Source organism: Maribacter algae (genome assembly GCF_047345745.1).
GTDB lineage: Bacteria > Bacteroidota > Bacteroidia > Flavobacteriales > Flavobacteriaceae > Maribacter.
Map to the genome: position 1 here is coordinate 781,698 of NZ_JBLFES010000002.1, position 25,870 is coordinate 807,567.

Here is a 25,870-nt window from a genome sequence, read left to right on the forward strand (position 1 = left end):
AACCCCTAAAACAACATAGATTTATGAAAAAAATGATTTTGCTCTTAGGAGCGGTAGCAATGATAGTATCATCCTGTTCAGTTTCAAAAGCTGCTAGAGGGCAACGTAACCTCTTGAGTGGTTCCTGGACCTTGAACAACGTTTCTTTTGAGAACAATACCGGTAATTTTAAAGCCGTTTTGTTCAATGATGTGGAAGATATCTGCTTGGAAGGTAGCGATTGGTTCTTTCGCGATAATAACAGCACTGGAAGATATACGATACAACCATCGACCTTGTGCAATGGTGGGGACCGTTTTATTAGATGGTCCATAGTGGAACGTGAAGAAAACTATCAGTCGCAGTTACAATTTAAATTTATAGATGAAAAACTAAAGGATATTTCCGGTGGTTTGGGCTATCGGCTAAATATTGAAACCTTAACGGAGCAGGCAATGACCTTAAAATCCAATGTGACCGTAGATGGTGAGACGGTAACGGTCGTTTATGAATTCACTAAAAAGTAAAATCCCCATAATAATGTTATATATGAAAGTTAAAGTATTAAAAAACACAAGTTATCTAATGGCCTTGGCCTTGGTCATGAGTTGTAGTACCGTAAAAAATGCCAATAAAACCCAAAAAGGAGCCGTAATAGGTGCCACTGGTGGGGCCATTATCGGTGGTGTCATCGGAAATAATGTAGGCGATGGCAACAATACCGTATTGGGAGCAATATTGGGTGCGGCCATTGGTGGTGCTGCAGGTGGATATATTGGAAACCGAATGGACAGACAGGCCGAACGTATTGAAGAGGAAATACCTGGAGCGGAAGTAAAAAGAATAGGAGAGGGAATCAATGTGACCTTTACGCAGGATGCAGGAGTGTATTTTGATACCAATAAATCAGATGTGAAAGGGACTTCAGCCACAACTTTGGATAAATTGGCCGGAATCTTTCAGGAATATCCAAATTCAAATATTTTAATCGAAGGACATACGGATAGTGCCGGACCCGAGGATTATAACCTGAACCTTTCCAAACAACGTGCAGAATCGGTCAGTAATTATTTAAAGTCCAAATACATAGCTGCGGACCGGATTACCACAAAATGGTATGGAGAGCTTCAACCTGTAGGAGACAATACCACCTCAGAGGGAAAAGCGAAGAATAGGCGCGTAGAATTGGCTATCGTTGCCAGTGAAGAATTAAAAGAAGAGGCCGTTGAAAAAACCAAAGGCTAAAACTTTTATAAAAGCGTGATTAAAATCCCTTCAAATGAAGGGATTTTTTTATGAATTCTGTATCTTCTTCGCGATGAATACTCAGGATATACTTATTGTAGGTGGAGGTTTGGCCGGATTGACCGCAGCCATACATTTAGCTGGTCTTGGCCATGCAGTAGCACTGTTTGAAACAAAGGAATATCCGCATCACAAGGTATGTGGTGAATACATTTCCAATGAAGTGCTGCCATATTTGGACCGATTGGACATTGATATCTGGGGAAACGGAGCCCAAAAGATTTCCGATTTCAAAATGAGCAGTACGGATGGCAAGGAAATTGGAACAAAACTGCCCTTGGGCGGTTTTGGCATGAGTCGCTTTGCATTGGATCATCTTTTGTATCAAAAAGCAAAGAAGCTAGGCGTACAATTTTATTTTGAAAAAGCGGTCGATATTCGATTTTCTGAAAATAGATTCACCATTACGACCCATACGGAAGCGAATTATCATAGCAAAACAGTTATAGGGGCCTATGGAAAACGTTCAGTATTGGATAAAACTTTGCAGCGTGATTTTATCAACGATAAAAATGCGTGGTTGGCCGTAAAGGCACATTACCAGCTGGAAAGTTTCCCAGAAGGACAAGTCGCTTTGCATAATTTTGAAGGAGGTTACGGTGGTTTGTCCAAAACCGAGACGGGTGCGGTCAACTTTTGTTATTTGGCCCATTACGATAGTTTCAAAAAACATAATAGTATAGAAAAGTTCAATGAAAGGGTGGTTTCTAAAAATCCGCATTTAGAACAATTTCTAACCAGAGCATCGCCATTGTTCAAGGTGCCATTGACCATTGCCCAGATTTCCTTCGGTCAAAAAGAACCAGTTCTTGATCATATCTTAATGTGTGGGGATACCGCAGGTCTAATACACCCGTTGTGCGGTAACGGCATGGCTATGGCCATTCATAGTGCTAAATTGGCTTCGGAATGCATTGATATGTATTTAAGCGACGATACACTGTCCAGAAGTTGGCTGGAGCAAGAATATCAGCGACGATGGAACAAAACCTTTAAAAAAAGACTTTGGTTTGGAAGGAAATTACAAAATATACTACTAAGGAAGCGTTGGGCTAATTTTGGAGTTGCGACCGCAGGCAATTCCAAACCATTATTAAAATATATAATTGCAAAAACGCACGGGAAACCTATAGCATGATAGATTTACGCAGTAGAAGTGAACAGGAAGAGCTTATGGACGACTTTCAAGGAACGTCTGCCGAACTCAAAATTGTTTTGGATGACATTAATCGGGTAAACCGGATATTGGGAGGGAATAGTATTACCTTAGATGCCGTATTCAGGATGATTTCAGAGAATAACTTAGAATCGTATACGATTTTAGATGTGGGTTGTGCTGAAGGAACCATGCTCAGGGAGTTGGCAAAAGAAGCTAGAAAAAGAAATATTCATGTAAAATTGATTGGTATTGACCTAAATGAAGATGCATTGGAAATAGCGAAGCATTTTTCGACCGATTTCCCAGAAATTGAATATATGCAACAAGATGTTTTGGATGAAAAAAGTTCAAATTTAGCATGTGATATCGTCACCACGACCCTGACCATGCACCATTTTTCCGATAGCGACATATCAATATTCACGAAACGATTTTCGGAATTGGCCAGAGTAGGGGTTATTGTCAATGATTTGCAGCGGAGTACATTGGCCTATTATCTATTCAAATTATTCAGTCTTTTCTTTATCAAAACGAAAACGGCAAAGATTGATGGCTTGATTTCAATCAGCAAGGGTTTCAAGAGGAACGATTTAAAGATTTTTGCAAATCGATTTAAAAATATAAAACATGACATCCAATGGAAATGGGCTTTTAGATATGTTTGGGTCATGCGCAAAAATTTGCGGGTACAAGAAATATGAGTAGTACGAGAATAGTATCGGTTGCCAAAGAATTACCGGCATATTACAAGGAAACTAAGGATATTCTTCCTTTTGTCGAGTTTTGGTTACAAGGTCAGGAAGAACGTTTTAGGCGTAAGGTGATTAAAATCTTTGAAGGAGCGGCGGTGGACAAACGTTATAGTATCATGCCACCCGAAGATGTTTTTATAGCTACTTCCTTTGAGGCCAAAAACAACATTTATGTCCGTGAAGTAAAAAAACTGGGCACCAACGTCCTGAAAAAAGCGTTAGCAGATGCCGATTGGAAGGCATCATCCTTGGATTATATTATTACGGTGAGCTGTACCGGGATTATGATTCCTTCTTTGGATGCTTACCTCATCAACGAATTGGGGCTGCGGCAAGATGTCACAAGGCTTCCCGTGACGGAAATGGGCTGTGCCGCAGGAATCTCGGGTTTGATATATGCGCACAATTTTTTGAAGTCCAATCCCGGTAAGAGAATTGCACTGGTTGCGGTAGAAAGTCCAACGGCTACCTTCCAATTGAACGATTATTCTATGGCCAATATGGTAAGTGCCGCTATTTTTGGGGATGGTGCTGCCTGTGTTCTATTGTCTTCGGAAGAAAATGCCAAGGGGCCCAAGATTATCGGTGAGGAAATGTATCATTTTAAGGATGCAACCCATTTGATGGGGTTCGATTTAACCAACCATGGACTTAAAATGATATTGGATCCTGCGGTCCCAACAACGATTGCCGAATATTTCCCGGATATCATTCATCCATTTTTAGAACGAAACGGTAGTAACATCGAAAAAGTAAATCATCTAGTTTTTCATCCTGGCGGACGTAAGATCGTGCAAACGGTTGAGGAACTTTTTGGTAAATTGGGAAAGAATATAGACGATACTCGAGAAGTACTTCGATTATATGGGAACATGAGCAGTGCAACGGTACTTTACGTATTGGAACGCTTTATGGAGAAAGACTTACAAAAAGGGGAACAGGGCTTATTGTTAAGTTTTGGACCGGGTTTTTCTGCACAACGAGTTCTTATCGAATGGTAATTTTATGAAGATATGAGTAAAAATTCCCAACATTGGGCATTGATTCTTGGCGGAAGCCAAGGCTTGGGTTTGGCAACGGCCCAAAAATTGGCCAAACATGGGTATCATCTTGTTATTGTACATCGGGATAGAAGAACGGATTTAGAGCCTATTCAAAAAGCGTTCGATACGCTGAAAAGTCATGAAATTGAAGTAAAATCCTTTAATGTTGACGCGTTAAACCCGGATAAGCGCAGCGACACGATTATCAAAATTCAAGAGGAGCTTCCCAAAGGACATAAAATAAAGGTCGTGGTACACAGTATTGCCAAAGGAAGTTTAAAACCTATGTATGCCGATGTAGGAACAACGTTATCCAATCAAGATTTTAAAATTACATTGGATGCGATGGCACTCAGCCTGTATGATTGGACCAAAAGTTTGGCAAATTCACATCTTTTGGCAGCGGATACCCGTATTGTGGCGTTCACCAGCGAAGGGAATACGAAGGCCATTCCCAATTATGGAGCGGTTTCCGTGGCCAAGGTTGCACTGGAGGCACTTGTAAGGAATATAGCATTGGAGTTTGCACCCATCGGCATAAAAGCCAATTGTATTCAAGCGGGTATTACCGTCACCAAATCCTTTGAGATGATACCGGGCCATGAAAAGATTCAATCCAACGCCTTGGAACGTAACCCCAATAAGCGTTTGACCACTCCAAAAGATGTAGCGGATGTGGTTTATCTATTGACTTTGGATGAAGCACAATGGATTACCGGCACTACCATTAAGGTTGACGGTGGGGAAAGTTTACGATAGTTTAATGGAAAAAGAGCATTACACAAACTGGATAATTGAAACCCTGCCTTATGAAAAGCCTTTTCTTTTTGTAGATGAATTGCTTAAGATTGATGAAGAAGGAGCGGAAGGAACATACACATTTCATGAAAACTTGGATTTTTATAAAGGTCACTTTAAAAATAATCCCGTTACTCCCGGGGTAATTTTAACGGAATGTTGTGCTCAAATCGGTTTGGTATGTTTGGGCATTTTTTTATTAAAAAATGAACCGGGTATTCATAAACTTCAAATAGGGATGAGCAGTTCTGAAATGGAATTTTTAAGACCGGTATTTCCAAACGAAAAGATAAGAGTGGTTTCCGAAAAGGTATTTTTTCGTTTTGGGAAGCTTAAATGTAAAGTGAAAATGTACAATAACAATAACGATCTAGTCTGTAGAGGAACACTCTCGGGAATGCTAAAAGCGAATTCTTATGGGTAGACGGGTAGTTATCACGGGGTTGGGCGTCTGCGCTCCTAATGGTGTGGGGCTCAGGGATTTTAGAACCGCTTTACATACGGGGAAAAGCGGCATACGCCACCAACCAAAGCTAAAGGAGTTGGAATTTTCATGTCAGATAGCAGGGGAGCCATTGCTCAAGGATAACGTACTCAATCAATATTTCAGCCCATTACAGCTCCGGGGATTGAATGCTACGGGACTCGTTTACGGTGTAATAGCGGGAATGGATGCCTGGAAAGATGCCGGATTAAAAAGAAACATTTCTGATACACCTCTTTGGGATTACGGAGTTATTTTCGGAACAGGAATCCTGGGAGTGGATAAGTTTCGGGAAGCCATACATAAGATTGATGATAAAAATGTACGGAGATTGGGCAGTACCGCTGTGGTTCAGACTATGGCCAGTGGAATAAGTGCATATTTAGGGGGCTTGTTAGGCTGCGGGAATCAAGTGACCACCAATTCTTCTGCCTGTACTACCGGAACGGAAGGTATTTTAATGGCTTACGAACGAATTTCACAAGGAAAGGCGGAAATTATGCTTACCGGAAGTTGTAGCGATAGTGGCCCTTATGTTTGGGGTGGTTTTGATGCCATGCGGATATTGCCCAATGGTTATAACGATAGTCCTTCAAAGGCCAGTAGACCTATGAGTGCTACCGCCAAAGGTTTTGTTCCAGGAAGTGGTGCTGGCGCTCTGGTATTGGAATCATTGGATAGCGCGACCAAACGTGGCGCTAAAATCTATGCGGAAGTTTTAGGAGGTGAAATAAACAGTGGGGGACAAGTAGGTGAGGGGTCTATGACGGCTCCAAATAGTATGGCCGTACAACGGTGTATTACGAGTGCCATAGCAAATGCTGGAATCAACAGCGACGATATAGACGTTATCAACGGACACCTGACCGCCACTGGCAAAGATTCGTTGGAAATCAAAAATTGGAGTGCCGCTCTAACTAGAAAAGGGAGTGATTTCCCTTTGATAAACTCTTTTAAAGGAAGCATTGGACACTGTTTGGCCGCAGCGGGAAGCATAGAATGTGTGGGTACAATACTTCAATTTGAGGAAGAGGTCGTTTTTGGGAATGTAAATTGTGAAGATGTTCATCCGGAAATAGCCAATATCATTGATGTTGACAGAATCCCACAGAAAACGATGCCGTACAAGCCCAAAAATATAGCTAAAGCTAGTTTTGGTTTTGGTGATGTAAATGCATGTGTTATTTTTAGTGCTTTTAATGACTGAAGGGTCTATTGAACAACGAATATTTATGCAAGAATCGGAAAAGTATCAAATACTTAAGAATATCATTAAAATATACTTGCCAGAAGACGTTTCGGCAGACGAAATAAGACCAGAAAGTACTTTCCTGGAGGGTTTAAATATAAATTCCGCTAATTTGGTAGACATTGTCTTGGATGTTGAAGATGCCTTTGACATCCGACTGGAGAATGAGGATATGGATGAAATGCGCACGGTGAAAGATGCTCTGGAAATTATAGATAAAAAAATAAGCGAAAGCTAAAATGGTACAGGAATACAAACGTCTAAAAAGAAAATGGCTGCTCACGGGCGGTTTTGGGGCTGTTTCTTTAGGAGCCGGTCTAAGCGGTAGTATCGAAAGTGGATTTTTAAAATATTCTGGAGCAGACATGTGGATTTGGATAGGATGCGGAACACTTTCTTTATGTGTCTTGGTATTAGGAATAATATTATTGATCAAGGCTGGGTTACTTAGTTTAAAATTGAATGAAAAACCATGAAAACCTTCATAGATTGGGCGGTAAAGCAATTAGACGTTGAAAAACCACTTGTTATTTTGTATTGTGTGGTCTATTTTGTCTGGGGACTGGGAATGCATTGGTTTGGAGCTCAGGTAGAAATCGCCAAATTCACCTTTTGGTGGCAAGTGATTACCTGTTACATTTTTTATATGGTTCCCATTTCGTTATTATTGAGAACGCTTCCCTTTCACATGCAGTACGCTTATGGACTTATTGCGATGGGAATTTTGGAATTTGGCGGGTATGCCTTACAAACTTCGTATGCCTATCCCAATAACCTGTTGGACCAATGGTTCGGGGAACGTAATTTTGCTTTGGGAATGGCATTGTTTTTTGCACTTTACTTCCCTTTTGGGAATTGGGGCGTACAAAAATTATACAATTCGATTTTCAAAAGGGGATAATCCTTTTCATTCGATTCATTTAGCTAGTTTCTTTTTTTTCAGGAAGGACCAAAGAAGCTACAATTCCCCCTATCAATGAAACCGAGATTACGCAAAGCGAAACCCATTCCGGTAAATCAATATAATGGGAGAATAACATTTTGAGTCCTACAAAAGCTAAAATGATTACCAAACTATAATTGATATATCTAAATTTTTGTAGCATTCTGGAAATCAAAAAATACATGGAACGCAATCCCAGAATAGCTAGAATATTGGAACTAAAAACAATAAAAGGGTCGGAGGTAATCGCCAAAATTGCGGGGATGCTGTCTAGTGCAAAGAGAATATCGGTCAATTCAATTACGATAAGTGCCATAAATAGGGGAGTAGCTGCTTTAATTCCCATTCTTCTAATAAAAAAATCATGTCCGTTGAGTGAGGTGGTTACTGGATATATTTTTTTAAACTGCTTAAAAACGAACGAGTTTTTAGGATTAAAATCATGGTCATCGCTCTTTAACATTTTAAATGCGGTATAGAGCAGAAAAACACCGAATACATAGATAATCCATTCAAACTTAGTAATGAGCGCCACACCGAAAAGAATCATCAATGCCCTAAAAACAATTGCCCCTAAAATTCCCCAAAATAATACCCTGTGCTGATATATGGGCGGAATTTTAAAGGCAGAAAAGATAACGGCTATGACGAATACATTATCTATACTCAAAGATAGTTCTATAAGATAGCCCGTAATGTATTTTAGTACGGCATTGTTCGCTGTAAGTTGAGTTGGGTTAGGGGTGAGTCCACTAGAAAACAACCAATAAATAACACCGCTGAAAGAAAGTGCTATGATTACCCAAATAGCGGTCCACATACCTGCTTCCTTGGATTTTATGACGTGATCTTCCTTATGAAAAACTCCAAGATCTAAAGCCAAAAAGACAATGACACAGGCAATAAAAATAATCCAAACCCACATACCCAAAATTTTTAAGCCACGAAGTTAAACATCATTTTTATATTGATATACTTTCCAATTTAAGAAAATAGCTATTTTATAGGTTTGGAGTATAATAGCGTCTATTTTGCTTGTTAACGGATTAAAAACCGGACGCTTTTTATTTCAGTTTCAGATTAAACCGTACTGTAACTTTATTAGATTCTCTACCTTTTTTCAGAATCGTAATGCCAAAATCAGATGAGAATAGGGTAGTGGTGCCCTTTAAGGTATTACCATTTTTAGTAAACGTGATAGTTATAGGTTTTGAAATATCTTTAATGGTAAGTCTACCGGTGGCCAAAATAGTGCTGCCTTCGACTTTTATCAAGGTACTTTCAAAAAATATCTTTGGATAGGCATCAGCATCAAAATATTTACTTCCCTTGAGGGACCAATTTCTGAGGAAGTTATTGGTGTCCAAAGTTTCTACCGCAACAGAACCTTTAATCGTTGAATTCTCTAGATTGTCAGGGTCTATTTTTGATGTAGATTCAAATCCAGAAATACTTCCGTCTACATCTTTCTCCACGAAATTGAATGTTATTGTACCTGATGAAATGGTAGTGCCGGACTGCCCCCAGACCAGTGGAAAGGACAAAAGAAGAAAGAGTGCGAGAATCGGGTTTTTCATGATATTTTATTGAAAATAGACAGTTTTACATCAAACAAAAAATACATTTTATCGATGCTTATACCTTTTAATAGCGCAAATATAGTCGCTCTATTTAAAAATTCATACATTTAGTACAGAACACTATTGTAATGAAACAAAATACCAAAACGGTAATCCTTATGGGGTTGCTCCTTGTTTTTGGATATTGTAAGGGTTTTTCCCAAACCAAAGCTAAACCCACGGACAAAGTCAAAAAACGAACCATAATGGAGCAGTTTGAAACGGAATACGTGATGTCCGTTGAAGACCGAATTGCCTTAAAGGAAAAAAGATACGCTCATCAAATCCGCGCCAAAAAAATTCTGGACACGCTGGCCATTTCCGATCGCAAGCGGAAAAAATTGATGAAAGAACTTAGAAAACGCCCTTTTTCCCAACGTATTAATAAGGCTATTTTAGTAGAAACGATGTTTGAGGATGCTATAGAGAAGCCACAAAAAAAATAGATTAACGCATCTTCATCTTCGCTTTTCTTTTTTGAAGCTGACGTTGTAATTCCTCTACCGATTGTGCTATGGAAGCTTCAAAACTACCATTGCTTGCGTCTGCAAAAAGTCTAGGTCCGGGCGTGCTCAAACGTATATTACAAATCATTCCAGTATCTGGGGAAGAAGTGTTCTCTTTCTTGAAGAAAACATCGGCACGAACAATAAAATCAAACTTATCCAATAGTTTGTTTAGCTTTTTAGCGGCCATTATTTCCAATCTATTGCTGGCTTTTACATCATCGTATTCAAAATTGATATTCATACGTTTAATCTTTACGAAAAGATAGTTATTTTGAATTTCAATTCCGAATATAATTTGGAGTTTAAAATTGTTATAGAAGTATTAAATTATTGTTAAGAGTTGATATTGTGATATTTATCATTAAAATAATTAGAGAAAATTATGTAAATTCTGTAAGGTAATGGATAATATTCTTCTAATTTGATAAATTTAATTATGACTGTTTCGTCCCGTCATCTGAATCATAAAGACATAAACTCGTGTTTATTCAGGGTTGAGCGCAGTTATAGGGATTTGATACAATTTAAAGAAAAGATGTGTAGTTACCGTTTTGAGCCAACTACATACCACCAATTTAAGGTTAGGGAGGCACTCGACCAAAAAATAGAACTATTACGCAAAGCGCATTTAGAATTATTGAGAACCTTAAGGACGCAAACAAATAATCCGGAAGCGGAATTTAAGGAAACGACCCAACAATTGGAGGCTGCCAAAAAGTTGGAGGAAGGAATTCATCAGTATATGAATATGCCACAGCATTAAGAAGGCGTCATCATGCTAAAAGTAAACCATACGTTTTTCATTTGTTTTATAATTATATTGATATTGGGATGTTCTTCCGCATCAAAACGACCAACTAATCGTGATATTGGTACTACACTGGAAAACAAAGAATTTAAAATGAATTTTACGGTTGCTCAACCGATGGTAACCCAAGCTTTAAGTCAAATTGCTTTAAGCGGTTTGTTACCACCAGGGAGTACTATTAATAGAATTGATCTAAACGGCGATAATAATTTTTTTAAAATGTACGGTGATTCCGTTGCTGCTGATTTATCTTATTATGGAGAAAGACAAATGGGTGGAGGATATACAAGTAAAACTGGGATAGTTTTTCAAGGAGTTCCAAAAGATTTGGAATTTCAAAAAGACAACGGAAAAAATAATTATACCATAAAATTTACTATTTCTAGTGATACCGAAGTTTTTATGGCGAATGCAATCATAAGTTCTAACGGTACTTGTTCATTAGATTTATGGAGTTCTCATAGAACAAGAATCAGATACTTAGGTAGAATTGAAGAAATAGAAGAGGATAAAAGGAGGTAATTGTTTCGATGACAGTAGTATTCTATTTTACATAATATAAATTATAGTACAGTTTGAACTGTATTCTTTTGTGGTTCAACACTTTAGCTGTAAGCTATAATTATATTATGTCAAATATCCCTCTCGTTCTTAGCTTTTATGGGAAGTAGCAACAGGGTCATCACCCTTTTTAATTTACGTTTCTTGGAACCTCCGTCACAAAATAAAATTTGTTCTAGGCTTAGAGATTCAGGACATCCCGCACATGAGAACCTTCGCAACGCTGTACCATAATTTGCCGTTATGTAAAATTGCCGCTGCCAATCGCTCGATTGCTTTCATAAAATCAAAATGCTTATGGCATTTTATTTTATACGCAATTTCCAGCCGCTTGCCAACGCCAAAAAAAGCAAAACCTTTTAGATTTTTTGGATTACCGGATTTACGAGAAACTGCCCGCAAGTAAATTTTTCACTACCATTTCGCCGGATTGCCGCAACAGCACAAAATTTTGAAATAAAATTTCTGTGCACTTGCTACCTCTCTTGTTCCAAAAAAACCTTTTTTTCTCTCTATTTGACATAATGTAGAAACATGCCAGTTATTTAAAATTCTCTATTTGATTGTAGATTATATACTCGCCTAACTTCTCCATACCTTTTGTAAACACCTTTATTTCCCAATTTGATAGATATGTATGCATACCGACATTATTCTCGAAAAAGACGAAACTATCTGGTTTAGCTAGGGTTTCAGAAGGAATTAAGAATATCAAAGGCTCTCTATCGGGAATAAAACCTATCAATGCCACCCAAAGATTTTCTCTAGGTTCGCCTAACTTTTCTTTTGGGATTTTTGAACTTTGTTGTGCGATCATGTCCATTGGTTGCAAAAAAACCTCAGTTTGCTTGCCGGTTTCTCCTTTTACAATAAAATCGACTCCTTCCCTGCCATTTTCTTTTGCGCTGATTTCAAGCCCTGCATTGGTCATTTTCGACTTTAAAACACTTTCTGCTTGGCTTTGAAATTCTTCCATCCAATAAAGTTAATCTTTCTTTTTCCTTGATGAAAAAGAAACAAAAAATCAAGGCTTACAGATAATTTTGGAAACAAAGTACGGGTCGGTCGCTAAATTTTAGGATCCATTCTAACTATGAAGACTGCTTTAAGGCAAGACCACCAATATGGCAGTCAACAATTATTGTAACTAGCCCCCTAAAATTCTTAACGCTCCTCTCCCCTATTGTTTTAGCCAAAATTCTCTTAGGCCGGAACCCTCCCGTTTAATCTAATTTGTACGCATTGAAAAAACCAGCGCGAACACTTCCATTCTGCCTTTGAATCGAAGAAACTCCATTTGCGTCCATAGACACTTCATAAATTGAAAAGTCATTTCTAAAGTTGAAATACCTACTATGTGAAGTAAAAAACACTTGATTTATTTGGCCTTGATTGATTAAATTCCTCAGGATTTTGAATAGCTCTCTTTGTGTTTTAGGGGAAAGATTTAGTTCAAGTTCTTCTATTAAAATCACTTTACTTCGAGTACTAAATATTTTAGCTAAAATGAAAAAAATCTGACTGACACCCGTTCCAAAACTACTAATCGGCAGTCGTTCAGAGCCATTATGAAGTAGTAAGTCCAAATTATTGTTTTCATCTATCGAATAAGAAACATCTAGTTTAGATAAAGAATTCAGACTTTCGATTTTATTAGTCCGCACAAATTCTAAAAGACTAAGGTATTCCTCATATCTGAATTCATCCAAGGAAAAATTATAAAGCCAACTTTTAAAGTTCTGAGCATTTAACGAACTAACTTCTTTTTGAAATTTTTCTTTTTCAAAAAACCTATCGTTATCAATATATAATGTTATTTCGTTCAAATAAGAGATAAGCTGTTGAAATTTGATTTTATCACCTAAAAGGCCCATTGGGTCATGGCCGCTATTGAAAAATTTTTCCTGTTTTTTATCTTTGAGATAAACCTCTTTGCCATTTAGAGAAACCGAATCTAAACTTATTTCCGAAGTCGATTTAGTATCTAAACTTCTAATATTACCCTCAAATTTTAATTTAGCAACCTTACCGCCCCCATCTAAGTATTCTTCTTTTAATGTTTCAAAAAAATCAAATCCAGCAGTTTTCAATTCTTCATTGGAGATATCTATAAAGAATTTAAAGACTATTTTTTCATCCCGCTTATTTTTATGAAATATATATGGTTCATTGTCGATAATGCCCTCAAAAAAATAGTTCAATGAATCTTTAGACAAAACATCACCTTCAACTTCAATGGCATTTGTTGTCCTTTTGAGATTAAATATTAATTTGAGAAATTTCAAAATATTTGACTTACCAGAGTTATTTTCTCCGTAAATAAAATTGATAACGTTCGCATCGTAAATACGATTTTTACCGTTTTTGAAACTCTTAAAATTCGAAAGAATAAATTGTGTGATTTTCATATCAATAATCGTGGTAATATTTTAAAACATCTTTGGTCAATTTTGTAAAAGCGTCTTCACTTATTACTTTCTGCCTAAAATTCATTAGCATTAATAGATGGATTTTTATAAAGACATCTGTATACTTAAGGCCCTTGAACAAAGGGTATTGGGAGTTAATAATAACTACATTGCTTACTAATTTACAAGCAGGGAAAAATTCTTTTTCATAATCCCAAGATTCAGACTTCACTAAGTATCTGTTTCCTTCAATAAGAATGTGCTTTTCGAAGGCGGATAAATCTTCATCGATTGAAATTTCTTTAAGTTCCTCGTTAATTATTACATTGTTGGACTTTATATCCTTGTGCTGCATTACCTCAAAGCCTTCATTTTCAAACTTTTCAACTTTTCTTTTTAAGTATTCAGGATTTAATAAATTAACATCCCTCACCCGAAATTCCTTTCCAGTTTGACTTATTTCTTTTTTTAGTGAGGATTCTAATTCAAGTCTATTTGAAAAATGTTGAAGTCGTTCATTGAAAAAATCCTTCAAATCCTCATAATCTCTGCTATAATTAAAATCATCTCTAGACACCCTAATTAGATTGTTCATCCCATCTAAAATATGTACTTCTCCAGTCAACCAATGGATTCGAGACCTTGACCCACCCCGTCTTTCACTAAAATCATCTCGTTCGTCTCCAACGCCAACATTAAGGTTTCTAATTTTCAAATACTTCCCATTATGTGGAAAAACGGATTTACGAGGTGTTGAAATAAAATATTTGAATTTTATATTACCAATTTCATTATAGTCATTTTTATGTGTTTCAAGAATCTCAGTTCCATATACTCCCCTGTAAAGCTTTTCTCCATTTAAATACACATCAAAAGATGGCTGTTCTTCATAGTTAAAAACCTGATTAAATTTTTCTTGCTTAAACCGTAGAGGTAAATCATCTTCAAGAATCCATTTGAGCTTCTCAAGACCAGGGTAAGTTTCTATATCATAGTTATTTTTCTTGTTAGAAGTGTGGAAAAATGATTTGGTTAAGTCATTAAATCCATTCAATTCTATTCTTGTGTAGCTCACAGTCTTTTTAGAAACATCAATTCTTTCGCCTCCATTTATAGAAATGCTACCGACATCAAGCGAACTAGTAGACATGTCAAAGTACTTCGCAAGTGGTATTTCTGCATGCAAAACCTTATCAGAGCCTGCTTTTGAAGATTCGATTTTATAATTTTTAAAAAATGGGAAAACAGATAAAAAACCAACCCCAAACTGACCAATGATTTTTCTGCCCAAGTCAGTAGTATTACTATTTTTTTTCCTGTCTTTTCCGGCTATTCGAAGATAAAAACCAAAATCTACCGCATTCATACCCTTGCCATTATCCGTAATAATAATTACTTCTTTTTCTATATCCACTTTAATAGATACCTCATGCGCATCAGCATCATAGCTGTTTGTAATGATTTCCTTTAAGGCTCGGGGGAAATTTTTATAAGTAGAAACACTCAAAATACCTACTATCCGTTTATCAACAGTAATAGTTTTCGGCCATTTTTCATCTGTATTTTGCAAATCTGACATATTAACGCCCAATTATTAAGACCTCTCGATTGTGTTTGGCATTACCATTCTGTTTATTTAAAGCATATTTATAGTGCTTACTTTTTTTAGTTACATTTTCCTTATATCTACCCATTAATTCCATTATTTCTTCAACTGAAGGTGTGCCACCGATTTTATATGAAAGCACTAAAATACTGTCTTGAAAAGTCTGGAATAATAAATTTAGTGAATCATAAATCCTCCTTTTGTCAAATGGATTAGGTTGAGCCTTAAATCGTAAATTTTTTGTTTTATAATCTATTTTATCTCCCCAATTCTCATAATCTGTCATACCTTCCAAAAAATGATAACAGTTTAAATAATTGTTTGTTTCATTATCACCACTTCCTGAAACATATGGCGGATCTAGATAGACCATGTCATAGTTCTCATTTTCTAAATCAAATATTGATTTATTAAGAGCAAAACAGTCAATCCCAGAATCAAAAATAGATTCATTAATTTCTGATATAAAACTTCGAAAGTCTAACTCGAAATCTCGTTCCCACGTCGTTTTGTTACCAAAATTTCTTTTAACATCGTTCAAACGGATATCAAGATTTTTTCTATGAAAAAGGTTAAAAGGTCTCTTCCTTAAACTAGTTTGAAAAAGTGCATTAAAACAAATTGCTTTTTTGTACGCGGTTTCAGATTCATCAACACCTGGTAATACATTTATTCGTCGAATAACATTATCCAACCATATATTCTCTTTATCGGTAAAATATACTCCGCCAAATGTTGATTTAATGAACCCATTTTCCTCTAAACCATCAAAGTTTAAAATGAATTCCAAATCGTCTGTGGTGATTTTGATATTTTGGTTTTCAATTAAGGCCTTACCTGACAATGAATTAAATTTTAAAACATCATTATAAGTAACGCTCTTACCCATTTTTTTAAAAAGATAGCTAACGGATCCAGTTCCTCCACAAGCATCCAAAACAGTTTGAAACTCAATATCTCTTAGGTTTTCATTGAGCCAATCTAGTATTTTTCGTTTACTACCTTGATATCGTGTTGTAGGAAATGTTTCAATATCTATTAATTCTGACATTTATTCGGTTAGTTTTAAGCTTTTTCAAAGATAAAACTAAATTAAATAGATTTAGTAACTATTTTAAATTATTGATAATCAATATATTATATAGATTTCGTACATTTAATGAATGTTAAACAGATTATATGAAAAGCATTCTATTTACAACAATATTTCAGGTTTGAATTTAGATTTGAAAGTTTCTAGTCAAGGTACAAAAAGGGGAAGGCTACAATTTCTTAGCACTTGCTACCCTTCGTGTTCCAAAGAAACTTTTTTAAATATCTATTTTATATAATGTAGAGGCGTTCTAGTTATCTGAAATTCTCAATTGGATTGTAACTTATAAACAAACCTATTTATATTGGAATTAAAAATCGGAAGAAAAACTTTATAATTCCATTTGAACCTTTCTTATTTGATTCGTTATTAATGATAATATTTCCAGTATTTTCTCTCTTCAATGAGTATAATTACCCCCGAATTTAGGACAGTAAGTTAAGTTTAATTTTTCACCTTAAATTTACTGTACCATGAGTAGAAGGAAACACACACCGAAGTTCAAGTTCAAGGTCGTTTTGGAGGCACTCTCCGAACGGACCACGATCCAGGAACTGGGCAGGAAGCATAACATCCACCCCGCCCAGATCACCAATTGGAAGACGCAGTTCCTCAAGAACGGCGAGGAGGTCTTCTCCAAGAAGGCCAAGAGCGCCAAGAGCGAGGCCGAGGAGAAGGAGGAACGGCTTTTGAAGACCATCGGGCAGCTTAAGGTCGAGAACGATTTTTTAAAGACGGCCTCGTCATGAGTAAGTCCAAAAAAGAACGGAAGGCATTGGTAAAAAGGGATTCCAAGCTGAGCGTGGTGCGCCAGTGCGAACTGTTGGATATCCACCGCAGCGGCGTCTATTACGAGCCCAGGGGCGAGACCGCCCTTAACCTAGAGCTGATGGGACTGATCGACGGAAAGAACCTTTTGCACCCCTGGCTGGGCGTACCCAGGATTACCACATGGCTGCGAAAGGACATGGGGCACAAGGTCAACAAAAAGCGTATCGAGAGGCTGTTCCGCCTGATGGGGCTATCGGCCACCGGACCGAACCCCGACACCTCGAAACGGGGCAAGGGCGAACTGCACAGGATATACAAATACCTGTTGAGGAGCCTTAAGGTCGAACGGCCGGGCCAGGTATGGGCGATGGACATCACCTATATCCCGGTACGGGGCGGCTACCTTTACCTGTGCGCGATAATCGACCTGTACAGCCGCTACGTGGTGGGCTGGTCGCTCTCCAACACCATGACGTCGGAATGGTGCAGGAAGACACTGGAGGCCGCCATCGAAGGGCACGGCGCACCGGAGATCCTGAACACCGACCAGGGCAGCCAGTTCACCTCCATCGGATTTACGCATTTCGTTACCAAGGAAAAACGGATACGCCTCAGCATGGACGGCAAGGGCAGGTGCCTGGACAACATATTCGTCGAACGCCTATGGCGCAGCGTAAAGTACGAGCACGTATACCTGTTCCCGGCGGACGACGGGCTGCAATGCTATCGGGGGCTCGAGGAGTATTTCAGGTATTACAACGAAGAGCGGAGGCACCAGAGCCTGGACGACGAGGCCCCGTCAACAATTTATGAACAAAGCAAGAGGAAAGCGGCGTGATGGTACGGAAGGGAAATATAGGGTTGTCAACAAAAAAGGGAAGTTATGAGTCTCCCCCCGGACCCCCCTCTTTTAACACCGTCATCAAACTTATTTTTAAAGAATTATTGTCCTAAACATTGGGGTAATTATACATTGTTTTTAACCAATGTAGTTCAAATCCCATTCCACACACATTACACTCCCCTCCTGCCGTCGGGTCGCATAATAAGTGTTCAATTACCTTTTAGGAGAGAGTTTTTAGAAGAAAAATTTTAAGAAAGTGTAGTACTAAATACTTTGCTTTTCCAAAGCAAAGTTACATAACGCAAGACATTATGTTTCAAAAACAAAACATAATTTGACGTTATATCAAATAGCGATAAGTTATAAGTAATTTCTGTGTATTCCTAGCTTAGTTATAGGTTCCGCTCATAGTCCATGCGCTGACTTAGCACCCTAAGAATAAAAATTCCGCTTGCCGTTTCAGATAAAATATGGTATGTGCCTTAAAAGAGAATCTTTTTAAGTCTGCAATAAATTCAGAGGCATCCCTACTTAAATCTGCATTTTCATCAAGTATTTGAAAAACATCGTGCATTTCTAGAAAATACTTTTGTGCCTGAAGTAGATCAAATTTCGGCCAAATCGATTTCGGCTTTTCTGGAGAGTTTATAAACGCCCATCTTCGCGAATACGTGTTTCTACTTCTTTCATTATTTCAGGTAGAGATAGAAACTTTGCTTATTTGCTTGGTCTTGACGGACAAGATTTCGTAAGTATTCACTATCATTTGTGTATTCCCCAGCTTCGATTTGAGCCTTAATCCATTTATCTTGTTGTTCGGTAAAAGTTACCGTTTTGCGAACAGTTGCCATATCTAGCATGCTTAAATAAGCATACTATTGGTGTAATATAGCGAATATTAGATTACATTTAAAAATAGATTTCGTTTTGCTATTTATCGAAACACAAAACTTTTACTCCGTTGCTGCTTTGTAGATAGCATCAAGCAGACTTCGTTCTTCTTTGGTATCGTTACCTAATTCCCAAAACATAATACCTCCTAGACCTTTTTCAATAGTATATTTTGTCTTTTTAGCTACGGAAACGGTATCATCATATGACATCATTAGGCTGTCCATCGCATTGTACATATAGGGTGATTTGGCATTTTCGTCCCAATAACGTTTAAAATTTTCATCTTTTTCATATGATTTTCTTATTTCATGGTATGCTAACCATCCTACATGCATTCCTTTACTCCTTTGATACAGACCGTTATTTTTTGGTACTACTCCTTTCCAGACCCTACCATAAAAGGCAGCACCTATAATTATTTGTTTAGGATTTATCTTTTGTGCTATAAGAAAATCAACTATTTTCTCGGTAGAACGTGGATGTGGGTCGGGATATCTACCTGTTTTATAGAGACTGTCCAAATGTTTTTGGAAAGGAGTACCGGATATATCCTCATTTTGTACTTTACCCAATGCGGTATGGTGCCCTGTATACTCGGATACACCTGAAACCAGATCATAAGTCATTACATTGGTATAATCGGCGTATTTCATAACCTCGTTTACTTGGATAAAATCGTAATATCGTTTCCAGCCGGCCGAAGCGAAAGTGAGTGTTTTAGGAGTATCAAAAGCATCCAACATTTCTCTCAATCCTTTCATCAGGGCGGTGAAATTTTCAGTGTCAACTTCTCGTGCCATTGTACCGGCACCCGATATCCCAGGGTATTCCCAATCCATATCCAAGCCATCTAACTGATACTTTGCTATAAATTCTGAAGCACTAGCGATGAATTTAGCCCGACCGGCCTCGGTAAGTGCCATATCCGAAAAACCATCTGCACCCCAGCCACCGCAGGCAATCATTACTTTTAAGTCAGGATTACGCTTCTTCTGTTTGACCAATGCCCTTAATTTTGGCCCTGAGCTTTCGGGAGTTCTAAATTTCATTTCACCATCTATTACATTGGTAAAAGAAAAAATGATATGGGTCAATTTTTCAACAGGAATCTTCTCTGGCTCATAATTGGCTTCCGGCACATAATAAGCCATTATGATAGGGTTATTTACAGTTGTTGAAGCTTCGGATTTTATATTCTTTTTGTCGCCTTTTTGGGTACAAGCCGCTAGAAAGCAAAAAATCAAAAATGGATATCGAATTCTATTTTTAAAGTTCATCTAAATAATTGTTCGCATATGTTTTAAGAATTCATTTTCTGACCCGAATACGTAACCCTATAAATAGCATCACCATAATCATCGGAAATGAGCATGGAACCGTCTTCCAGGAATAAAATATCAACAGGCCTCCCAAAACGCTCCTGACTTTCATCATCCAACCAGCCTTCTAAAAAGGTTTCGTATCCAACGGATTCATTGTTTTCCAATTGTACCAATGAAATTTTATATCCTACTTTTTTAGAGCGATTCCACGAACCATGCTCTGCAATGAAGGCATAATCTTTATACTTTTCGGGAAACATATCACCAGTGTAAAATTTAACGCCCAACGGTGCTACGTGGGCACCAAGCGCCTGAACCGGTGCTACGAAATCCTCACAAGGTCTTTGATCTCCAAACTCAGGATCTTTTACGATACCGCCATGACAAAAGGGGTAACCAAAATGCTGGCCTGCTTCCGTAACTCTGTTCAATTCGCAAGGCGGAATGTCATCTCCCAGCATATCCCTGCCGTTATCCGTAAAGTACATTTCCTTCGTTTTTGGGTGCCATGTAAAACCTACCGAATTACGGACACCTTCCGCATAAATTTCCCTATCACTACCGTCCGCATTCATTCTAGTAATCGTTGCGAATCTCTTATCCACTGAGGTGGAATCACAAATATTACAAGGAGCACCTACGGGAACGTACAATTTCTCGTCCGGTCCAAAAGCAATGTATTTCCAACCGTGATGAAATTTATCCGGGTAATCATCATAGATTACGGTTGGTGTTGGTGGATTGTTCAATCGAAATTCAATACTATCGAAACGAACCAACCGATCTACTTCGGCCACATATAAAGCCCCATCTTTAAAGGCAATACCATTGGGTACTTTTAAAGTTGTATCGAGTACAATGACATTATCGGCCTTATAATCTTCGTCCCTATCCTGAATGGCATACACTTTATTCTCGTTCCGTGTACCAACGAATAATGTTCCATCCGCTCCCATAGCCATAGATCGGGCACCGTCTATACTGTCTGCATATACTTCTATTTTGAAACCTTTTGGCAGCTTTAATTTGTCAATAGGCAACAGCGAGGCCATTTCTTCATACTGAACCAATTTCTTGGTTTCGGTTGTTTTTTCTTTTTCTTGTTTGCAGGCAGAAAAAAGGAAAAGAAATAAGATAATTGTGATATAATTTTTCATAGGTACTGTTTTAATTCATTTTTAAAATAAGAGGCGCTATCCGTTATGCTTTGCATAGAGTTCTGTGCGAAATTACCACCTTGTTCCAAATAATAAAATTCTAGCCCCGTTTTATCCAGTTTTGGCAGCATGGTATGATAATTAATGGAGCCGTTACCCAATTCGCTATAATCTCGGGTCACTTTATCCATGTCCTTTATATGCCACATCACAAAACGTTCTGGAGCTTTCGCTATCAATTCTACTGGTGTTTGTTTAGATGAATGCACAGCCCAATATAAATCTAGCTGAAGTTTTACCAGTTCAGGGTCAGTTTCGGCCATAATCATTTCATATCCGGTCTTGCCACCATAGTCATGAAATTCAAAATCATGATTGTGATAAGCAAACTGCAACCCTGCGGAAGTAACCTGCTCCCCTATCCTATTGAGCAATTCCGGTAGCTTTTCAAATGTTTCCGTGTTTCGGTACTTAGGATGCATCCAAGGCCAGGTGATATAAGGTGTGTTCAATTCTTTTGCTCCTTGGATACAGGAATCCACAAAGCGTTTCAGTTCATCATCTTGGCTTTCGAGATAGTCCGAAAAACCATAATGACAACTGGAAGCCGTAAGCCCAATATCGTCAAGCATTTGTTTGAAGTCCGATGCTTTATGACCGTAATAGCTTCCTTTTTCTGAATCAAAACCATAAAGTTCCAAATCTTCGTACCCCAAGGATTTTACAATCTCTAAACTCCCTATAAGGTCTTTTTCCATGGCATCACGAATGGTAAATGCCTGAAGTCCCATTTTATATTGTTTTTTTGAGGTCATTGCGCAAGTAACATTAGGTAGTGCTATTAATGATAGTAAAATTCCTGATTTTTTTGTAAAAGTTCTACGATTCATAAAAAAACTATAATTTCAAAGTTCCTTTTGCAGTTTCAATAAGTCCTTTGGCAGCCATTTCACCGCTCATCATCGCAGCGTTCAGCGAACCGTTCAACAAATAATCTCCGGCCAAAAAAATAGAATTGGTCAATCTTGTTTCTGAGGGCGAAATACTATACTGTAAATCGGATAGCCGTGGGAGTGCTTGCCGGATTTCATATGTTTTCAAATAGGAAACTTCTGTAATACCACACACTATTTTCAGCTCTTCCTTTACTTGGTTCATGAGCTCATATTCGGAAAGCGTATGTGCCTTGACCACTGTGACCGAAAGCAAATCATCAGTTCCCGAAGTTTCCGTAGCCAATGTTGTATGAAAGAAAATATTGTTGATCAGTGTATCCTTTTTTGGTATAAGCCCGATCAACGGTCTGTCATCATCTTTCTTGGGTACAGTGAAATATAAGGTTTCGCATGACTTCCACGAAATGGCCTGATTGCGCATATTATCGATAAGCGACGAAGCTTCAGTAGCTAGAATAATGAAATCTACAAGCTCTTTGCTCCCGTCGGCAAATAGAATTTTGCCGTCTTCACAACTCGTAATTTCCTTATTGTACTGAATACGGGTACTCTTCAATTGGGCTGTCAATTGTTTTGGAATGGCCTCGATACCAGCTTTTGGCAAGGTTGCATACCCAGAACCGAACATTTTATAGACAAATTCAAACATTCTGGAAGAAGTAGCTAATTCGGTCTCCAAAAAGATTCCCGAAAAAAAAGGTTTGAAGAAATCGGTTATAATTTCGGTACTAAACCCAAAATCTTGTAAATAGGCCAAAGTGGTCCGTTCCGATTCCTTAAATATAGATTCAATTGTTTTCTTTTTAAGCTTGTTGTTCAGCTTTAGGATTTTAAGCTTATCCGAAAAGGTGCCGATGCCCGATTTTAGGGTCGGTATGAAAAGTGAAAGGTTGCGTAAAGGATCGCCGATGACCGATTTTTCACCTTCTTTAAATATAATGGCACCAGGATAGAATCTTTGCAGTTCCAAGGCTTCTAGGTTCAAATATTTTTGAGCCATAGGATAAGCGTCCAATAACACCTGAAAACCATGGTCCAGCTGATAACCGTCCATGATATCGGTTTTTACACGCCCTCCTGTCCTATCGGTTTTTTCATAAATAGTTGGTGAAAATCCTTGCTTTTCCAATACCTGAGCCGCAATTAATCCGCTAATGCCGGCACCTATGATAGCAATTTTCGTTTCCTTTTTTTCCATTGACCTAAAAATAGGAAATATAACGGTAGCCACTCAGGATTTGAATAGCGTTTTCTATTGCAAAAAGAGATGATATTCAGGCTAAAAAAGTTCTCCCGAAGGATTTTCTAACAGGGTAGCTTTGGGTTTTTGTTAAAATGAAATCAAATGATATGATTCATTCTTCCGGCGGATGCCCGTGAATTTCTTCAAAAATAGTATCAAAATTCTCTCGGAGATAGGAGTTCAATTTCTTCTGGTAATCCAATTTAAGCCAGCTTAAAAAGTTGTGGGTGCTTTTGCTGATGCACTTTGCATACATCTGAATACGATTGTCTATATCCTCTTTTAGCAGTTTTCCCAAAGCGATGGCATCATAAACATCCTCGCTGTTTTCAATACAGATGTGCGCATGATGTACTATGGATTTTTCGAGGACGGTTTTTGAGGATTCCCCTGCAAGAGTAGCCTCCTCATAGGCCTCTTTCACGTCAAAATAAGTTTCTTTTGATTTTGAAAACGATGCTTTTACCTCCTCCGACAAATCGTGCCTAAAAGAGCTTTCTATACTTTCATCATCCTTTATACGGTCTATGTAGAAGTTGGGCGACCTGAAAATAGACTGCCAGTCCAAATCAGCTCCCCAAGGCCCAAAACGGTATAGATTATTGCCTAAATCTACTACCGTAAATTTGGATTTGTTGTTCAATATCCTAGATCCACGACCTATCATTTGATAATACAGCGTAAGCGACTTTGTCGCTCTGTTCAAAATAATCGTATCGATTGTGGGTTCGTCAAAACCTGTGGTCAAAATACTCACGGAAGTCAAAATGGCATTGGGGGTTTCCTTGAACCAATTTAAAATTTGTCGCCGCTGTTTTTTAGTGGCGCTATTATCCAAATGCATGACGGGCAGTCCGGCATTTTTAAAAGTATAGTAGACTTGGATGGAAGTTTCAATACCGTTATTGAAAATCAACGTTTTTTTGTTCTCGGCATGCTTTCTATAAGCTTCCAACAATTTATTGAGCATTGCCGGACTCGTGTACAAATCTGTGGAAGATTTCACGGTATAATCCCCATTGGAGCCTACTTCTAGGGAGGTCAGTCCCATATCATATTGAAAAACTTCCGCCTTCGCCAAAAATTCGTTCTCGATTAAATTTTCTATGGATTCCCCGGGAATGAGTTCATCATAGTTATCGTTCATCGGCAAGTCCTTATTGGAACTTAAAGGCGTAGCGGTAACTCCTAAAATAAAGGACTTCTCAAAGAATTTGAAAAGCTTGGTAAAAGAGTTGTAATGGGCCTCGTCCACAATAACAAGGCCTACATCTGAAATGTCCAATTTATCATCGTTTAGACGATTGTTCAGGGTTTCTACCATGGCCACAAAACAGCTATATTGGTCTTGGTCCTCCAAATTGGCCTTGCTGTTCACCACTTTGTTCACCACTCCAAAACTTGTGAGCATTTCCGAAGTTTGGTTACAAAGCTCCACCCTGTGCGTCATCACCAACACTTTTTTATTGTGGTTCTTTAGATATTGACGTACGATTTCAGAGAAGATTACGGTCTTACCACCACCTGTAGGCAATTGATACAGCAAATGGTAGTCCTCCCTTTCATTGTCAAACTTTTCAAAAATTTTCTGGATGGCACCTTGTTGATAATCGTATAACTCCTTATCGGTTTTTTTGTCCTGTAGCTCAAAAACGGTCTCTTGCATATTTTCTTTTTCAACGGATGCAAAGGTACGATGTTCATTGCCTTTTATAGAATGATTTGGATAAAAAGGGTAACTTTCCGGCTAATCCGGTATTGTTATGAATTTGAATTGAAACAGTGTGATCCATAGTCATTTTAAATTGTACAAACCTTTTGGAATGCTTAGTCAATTAAGCTCTGGCGAAGCGCGACAATTACGCAAAAAACGATTCTTGAGCGAACTCTATGATTTTCCCCAAGGGGTTATGCCCATTGGCCGGTTGGATGAAAAATCAGAGGGCCTCTTATTGATGACCACGGACGGTAAATTGGCAAACACCATCAATAGCACAGGTGTCGAAAAAGAATATTGGGTTCAATTGGATGGGGAAATCACAAGCGAAGGTATAAGACAACTTAAAAACGGTGTAGAAATTGGTCTGTTCGGAAAACGATATCAAACAAAGCCTTGCGAAGTGGAATCCATAAAAATTCCTACTATCCTACCGGAAGCGGATGAACGATTACGTATAAACCGACATCGAAATTCCTCTTGGATAAAAATAATCCTGACTGAGGGTAAATTTAGGCAGATTAGAAAAATGACGGCAGCCATTGGTTTTCCAACGATAAGATTAGTAAGGGTTAGAGTAGGCACTATTACGTTGGGAGGTTTAAAAATAGGAGAAACACAATCTATGACAATACTCATTTAGACTTTCC

The 25,870-nt window shown here is 38.1% G+C and carries 31 protein-coding genes; 17 read left to right on the top strand and 14 right to left on the bottom strand.

What is annotated here, in order from left to right:
• Window positions 1-23: 23 nt before the first annotated feature.
• From ACKWBX_RS10615 to ACKWBX_RS10665, 11 genes are read left to right on the top strand one after another with little or no spacing between them, the layout of a single operon-like run.
• Window positions 24-506 (top strand): hypothetical protein, encoded by a 483-nt coding sequence (locus ACKWBX_RS10615; RefSeq protein ID WP_413968655.1) that lies wholly within the window; start codon window positions 24-26, stop codon window positions 504-506.
• Window positions 507-528: 22 nt separating this feature from the next.
• Window positions 529-1,224 (top strand): OmpA family protein, encoded by a 696-nt coding sequence (locus ACKWBX_RS10620; RefSeq protein ID WP_413968656.1) that lies wholly within the window; start codon window positions 529-531, stop codon window positions 1,222-1,224.
• Window positions 1,225-1,258: 34 nt separating this feature from the next.
• The gene (locus ACKWBX_RS10625) at window positions 1,259-2,422 is read left to right on the top strand and encodes an NAD(P)/FAD-dependent oxidoreductase (RefSeq protein WP_413968657.1); all 1,164 of its coding nucleotides are present in this window, start codon (window positions 1,259-1,261) and stop codon (window positions 2,420-2,422) included.
• Complete coding sequence (locus ACKWBX_RS10630; protein ID WP_413968658.1) at window positions 2,419-3,144, top strand: methyltransferase domain-containing protein; 726 nt, start codon at window positions 2,419-2,421, stop codon at window positions 3,142-3,144. The genes ACKWBX_RS10625 and ACKWBX_RS10630 overlap by 4 nt, the downstream gene beginning before the upstream one ends.
• Window positions 3,141-4,196 (top strand): type III polyketide synthase, encoded by a 1,056-nt coding sequence (locus tag ACKWBX_RS10635; protein ID WP_413968659.1) that lies wholly within the window; start codon window positions 3,141-3,143, stop codon window positions 4,194-4,196. Before ACKWBX_RS10630 ends, ACKWBX_RS10635 begins: the two co-directional genes overlap by 4 nt.
• Before the next feature lie 12 nt (window positions 4,197-4,208).
• Window positions 4,209-4,997 (top strand): enoyl-ACP reductase FabI, encoded by a 789-nt coding sequence (locus tag ACKWBX_RS10640; RefSeq protein ID WP_413968660.1) that lies wholly within the window; start codon window positions 4,209-4,211, stop codon window positions 4,995-4,997.
• Between the two features lie 4 nt (window positions 4,998-5,001).
• A complete protein-coding gene (locus ACKWBX_RS10645; RefSeq protein ID WP_413968661.1) occupies window positions 5,002-5,460 on the top strand; it encodes a 3-hydroxyacyl-ACP dehydratase FabZ family protein in 459 nt (152 codons plus the stop codon).
• Entirely contained in the window at window positions 5,453-6,727 is a 1,275-nt protein-coding gene (locus ACKWBX_RS10650) for a beta-ketoacyl-[acyl-carrier-protein] synthase family protein (protein WP_413968662.1), read from the top strand. The genes ACKWBX_RS10645 and ACKWBX_RS10650 overlap by 8 nt, the downstream gene beginning before the upstream one ends.
• A gap of 25 nt (window positions 6,728-6,752) precedes the next feature.
• A complete protein-coding gene (locus ACKWBX_RS10655; protein WP_413968663.1) occupies window positions 6,753-7,007 on the top strand; it encodes an acyl carrier protein in 255 nt (84 codons plus the stop codon).
• 1 nt (window position 7,008) lies between these two features.
• Window positions 7,009-7,245 (top strand): hypothetical protein, encoded by a 237-nt coding sequence (locus ACKWBX_RS10660; RefSeq protein ID WP_413968664.1) that lies wholly within the window; start codon window positions 7,009-7,011, stop codon window positions 7,243-7,245.
• Window positions 7,242-7,670, top strand: a complete 429-nt coding sequence (locus ACKWBX_RS10665) for a hypothetical protein (RefSeq protein ID WP_413968665.1) — start codon at window positions 7,242-7,244, stop codon at window positions 7,668-7,670. The genes ACKWBX_RS10660 and ACKWBX_RS10665 overlap by 4 nt, the downstream gene beginning before the upstream one ends.
• Window positions 7,671-7,689: 19 nt before the next feature.
• Here ACKWBX_RS10665 and ACKWBX_RS10670 read toward each other — a convergent pair whose 3' ends face one another.
• Together ACKWBX_RS10670 and ACKWBX_RS10675 are read right to left on the bottom strand one after the other, a co-directional pair.
• Entirely contained in the window at window positions 7,690-8,637 is a 948-nt protein-coding gene (locus tag ACKWBX_RS10670) for a TerC family protein (protein ID WP_413968666.1), read from the bottom strand.
• A 139-nt stretch (window positions 8,638-8,776) separates the two neighbouring features.
• The gene (locus ACKWBX_RS10675; RefSeq protein ID WP_413968667.1) at window positions 8,777-9,289 is read right to left on the bottom strand and encodes a YceI family protein; all 513 of its coding nucleotides are present in this window, start codon (window positions 9,287-9,289) and stop codon (window positions 8,777-8,779) included.
• Between the two features lie 131 nt (window positions 9,290-9,420).
• Between ACKWBX_RS10675 and ACKWBX_RS10680 the strand changes: the two genes are divergently transcribed.
• A complete protein-coding gene (locus tag ACKWBX_RS10680; RefSeq protein ID WP_413968668.1) occupies window positions 9,421-9,777 on the top strand; it encodes a hypothetical protein in 357 nt (118 codons plus the stop codon).
• A gap of 1 nt (window position 9,778) precedes the next feature.
• Here ACKWBX_RS10680 and ACKWBX_RS10685 read toward each other — a convergent pair whose 3' ends face one another.
• Window positions 9,779-10,081: an HPF/RaiA family ribosome-associated protein gene (locus tag ACKWBX_RS10685; RefSeq protein WP_413968669.1), complete on the bottom strand. Its 303-nt coding sequence runs from the start codon at window positions 10,079-10,081 to the stop codon at window positions 9,779-9,781.
• Window positions 10,082-10,375: 294 nt separating this feature from the next.
• Here ACKWBX_RS10685 and ACKWBX_RS10690 point away from each other — a divergent pair, with 294 nt between their 5' ends.
• Window positions 10,376-10,603 carry a hypothetical protein gene (locus tag ACKWBX_RS10690; protein ID WP_413968670.1) on the top strand — a complete coding sequence of 76 codons (228 nt, stop codon included), beginning with the start codon at window positions 10,376-10,378 and terminating at the stop codon, window positions 10,601-10,603.
• 12 nt (window positions 10,604-10,615) lie between these two features.
• Complete coding sequence (locus ACKWBX_RS10695; protein WP_413968671.1) at window positions 10,616-11,170, top strand: DUF4251 domain-containing protein; 555 nt, start codon at window positions 10,616-10,618, stop codon at window positions 11,168-11,170.
• 580 nt (window positions 11,171-11,750) lie between these two features.
• Here ACKWBX_RS10695 and ACKWBX_RS10700 read toward each other — a convergent pair.
• The 4 genes from ACKWBX_RS10700 to ACKWBX_RS10715 all read right to left on the bottom strand — a co-directional run bounded on the left by ACKWBX_RS10700 (window position 11,751) and on the right by ACKWBX_RS10715 (window position 16,274).
• On the bottom strand, window positions 11,751-12,185 hold the full coding sequence (locus ACKWBX_RS10700) for a hypothetical protein (RefSeq protein WP_413968672.1): 435 nt from the start codon (window positions 12,183-12,185) through the stop codon (window positions 11,751-11,753).
• 247 nt (window positions 12,186-12,432) lie between these two features.
• Window positions 12,433-13,617: an ATP-binding protein gene (locus ACKWBX_RS10705; RefSeq protein WP_413968673.1), complete on the bottom strand. Its 1,185-nt coding sequence runs from the start codon at window positions 13,615-13,617 to the stop codon at window positions 12,433-12,435.
• 1 nt (window position 13,618) lies between these two features.
• Entirely contained in the window at window positions 13,619-15,196 is a 1,578-nt protein-coding gene (locus ACKWBX_RS10710) for an ATP-binding protein (protein WP_413968674.1), read from the bottom strand.
• Window position 15,197: 1 nt separating this feature from the next.
• Entirely contained in the window at window positions 15,198-16,274 is a 1,077-nt protein-coding gene (locus ACKWBX_RS10715) for a DNA adenine methylase (RefSeq protein ID WP_413968675.1), read from the bottom strand.
• 515 nt (window positions 16,275-16,789) lie between these two features.
• On the opposite strand from ACKWBX_RS10715, the gene ACKWBX_RS10720 reads away from it, so the two are divergent.
• Together ACKWBX_RS10720 and ACKWBX_RS10725 are read left to right on the top strand one after the other, a co-directional pair.
• Window positions 16,790-17,065: a transposase gene (locus tag ACKWBX_RS10720; protein ID WP_413968676.1), complete on the top strand. Its 276-nt coding sequence runs from the start codon at window positions 16,790-16,792 to the stop codon at window positions 17,063-17,065.
• A complete protein-coding gene (locus ACKWBX_RS10725; protein WP_413968677.1) occupies window positions 17,062-17,925 on the top strand; it encodes an IS3 family transposase in 864 nt (287 codons plus the stop codon). Before ACKWBX_RS10720 ends, ACKWBX_RS10725 begins: the two co-directional genes overlap by 4 nt.
• A 430-nt stretch (window positions 17,926-18,355) precedes the next feature.
• Here ACKWBX_RS10725 and ACKWBX_RS10730 read toward each other — a convergent pair whose 3' ends face one another.
• From ACKWBX_RS10730 to ACKWBX_RS10760, 7 genes are all read right to left on the bottom strand, one after another.
• The gene (locus ACKWBX_RS10730; protein ID WP_413968678.1) at window positions 18,356-18,505 is read right to left on the bottom strand and encodes a hypothetical protein; all 150 of its coding nucleotides are present in this window, start codon (window positions 18,503-18,505) and stop codon (window positions 18,356-18,358) included.
• Between the two features lie 115 nt (window positions 18,506-18,620).
• Window positions 18,621-18,782 carry a ribbon-helix-helix domain-containing protein gene (locus ACKWBX_RS10735; protein ID WP_413968679.1) on the bottom strand — a complete coding sequence of 54 codons (162 nt, stop codon included), beginning with the start codon at window positions 18,780-18,782 and terminating at the stop codon, window positions 18,621-18,623.
• Between the two features lie 102 nt (window positions 18,783-18,884).
• The gene (locus ACKWBX_RS10740) at window positions 18,885-19,976 is read right to left on the bottom strand and encodes a glycoside hydrolase family 18 protein (RefSeq protein ID WP_413968680.1); all 1,092 of its coding nucleotides are present in this window, start codon (window positions 19,974-19,976) and stop codon (window positions 18,885-18,887) included.
• Between the two features lie 149 nt (window positions 19,977-20,125).
• Entirely contained in the window at window positions 20,126-21,304 is a 1,179-nt protein-coding gene (locus ACKWBX_RS10745) for a PQQ-dependent sugar dehydrogenase (RefSeq protein ID WP_413968681.1), read from the bottom strand.
• Entirely contained in the window at window positions 21,301-22,095 is a 795-nt protein-coding gene (locus tag ACKWBX_RS10750; RefSeq protein ID WP_413968682.1) for a sugar phosphate isomerase/epimerase family protein, read from the bottom strand. The genes ACKWBX_RS10745 and ACKWBX_RS10750 overlap by 4 nt, the downstream gene beginning before the upstream one ends.
• A 106-nt stretch (window positions 22,096-22,201) precedes the next feature.
• A complete protein-coding gene (locus tag ACKWBX_RS10755; RefSeq protein WP_413968683.1) occupies window positions 22,202-23,458 on the bottom strand; it encodes an FAD-dependent oxidoreductase in 1,257 nt (418 codons plus the stop codon).
• Window positions 23,459-23,615: 157 nt separating this feature from the next.
• Window positions 23,616-25,169: a DEAD/DEAH box helicase gene (locus tag ACKWBX_RS10760; RefSeq protein WP_413968684.1), complete on the bottom strand. Its 1,554-nt coding sequence runs from the start codon at window positions 25,167-25,169 to the stop codon at window positions 23,616-23,618.
• Between the two features lie 118 nt (window positions 25,170-25,287).
• Here ACKWBX_RS10760 and ACKWBX_RS10765 point away from each other — a divergent pair, with 118 nt between their 5' ends.
• Window positions 25,288-25,863 (top strand): pseudouridine synthase, encoded by a 576-nt coding sequence (locus ACKWBX_RS10765; protein WP_413968685.1) that lies wholly within the window; start codon window positions 25,288-25,290, stop codon window positions 25,861-25,863.
• The last annotated feature ends 7 nt before the right edge of the window (window positions 25,864-25,870 follow it).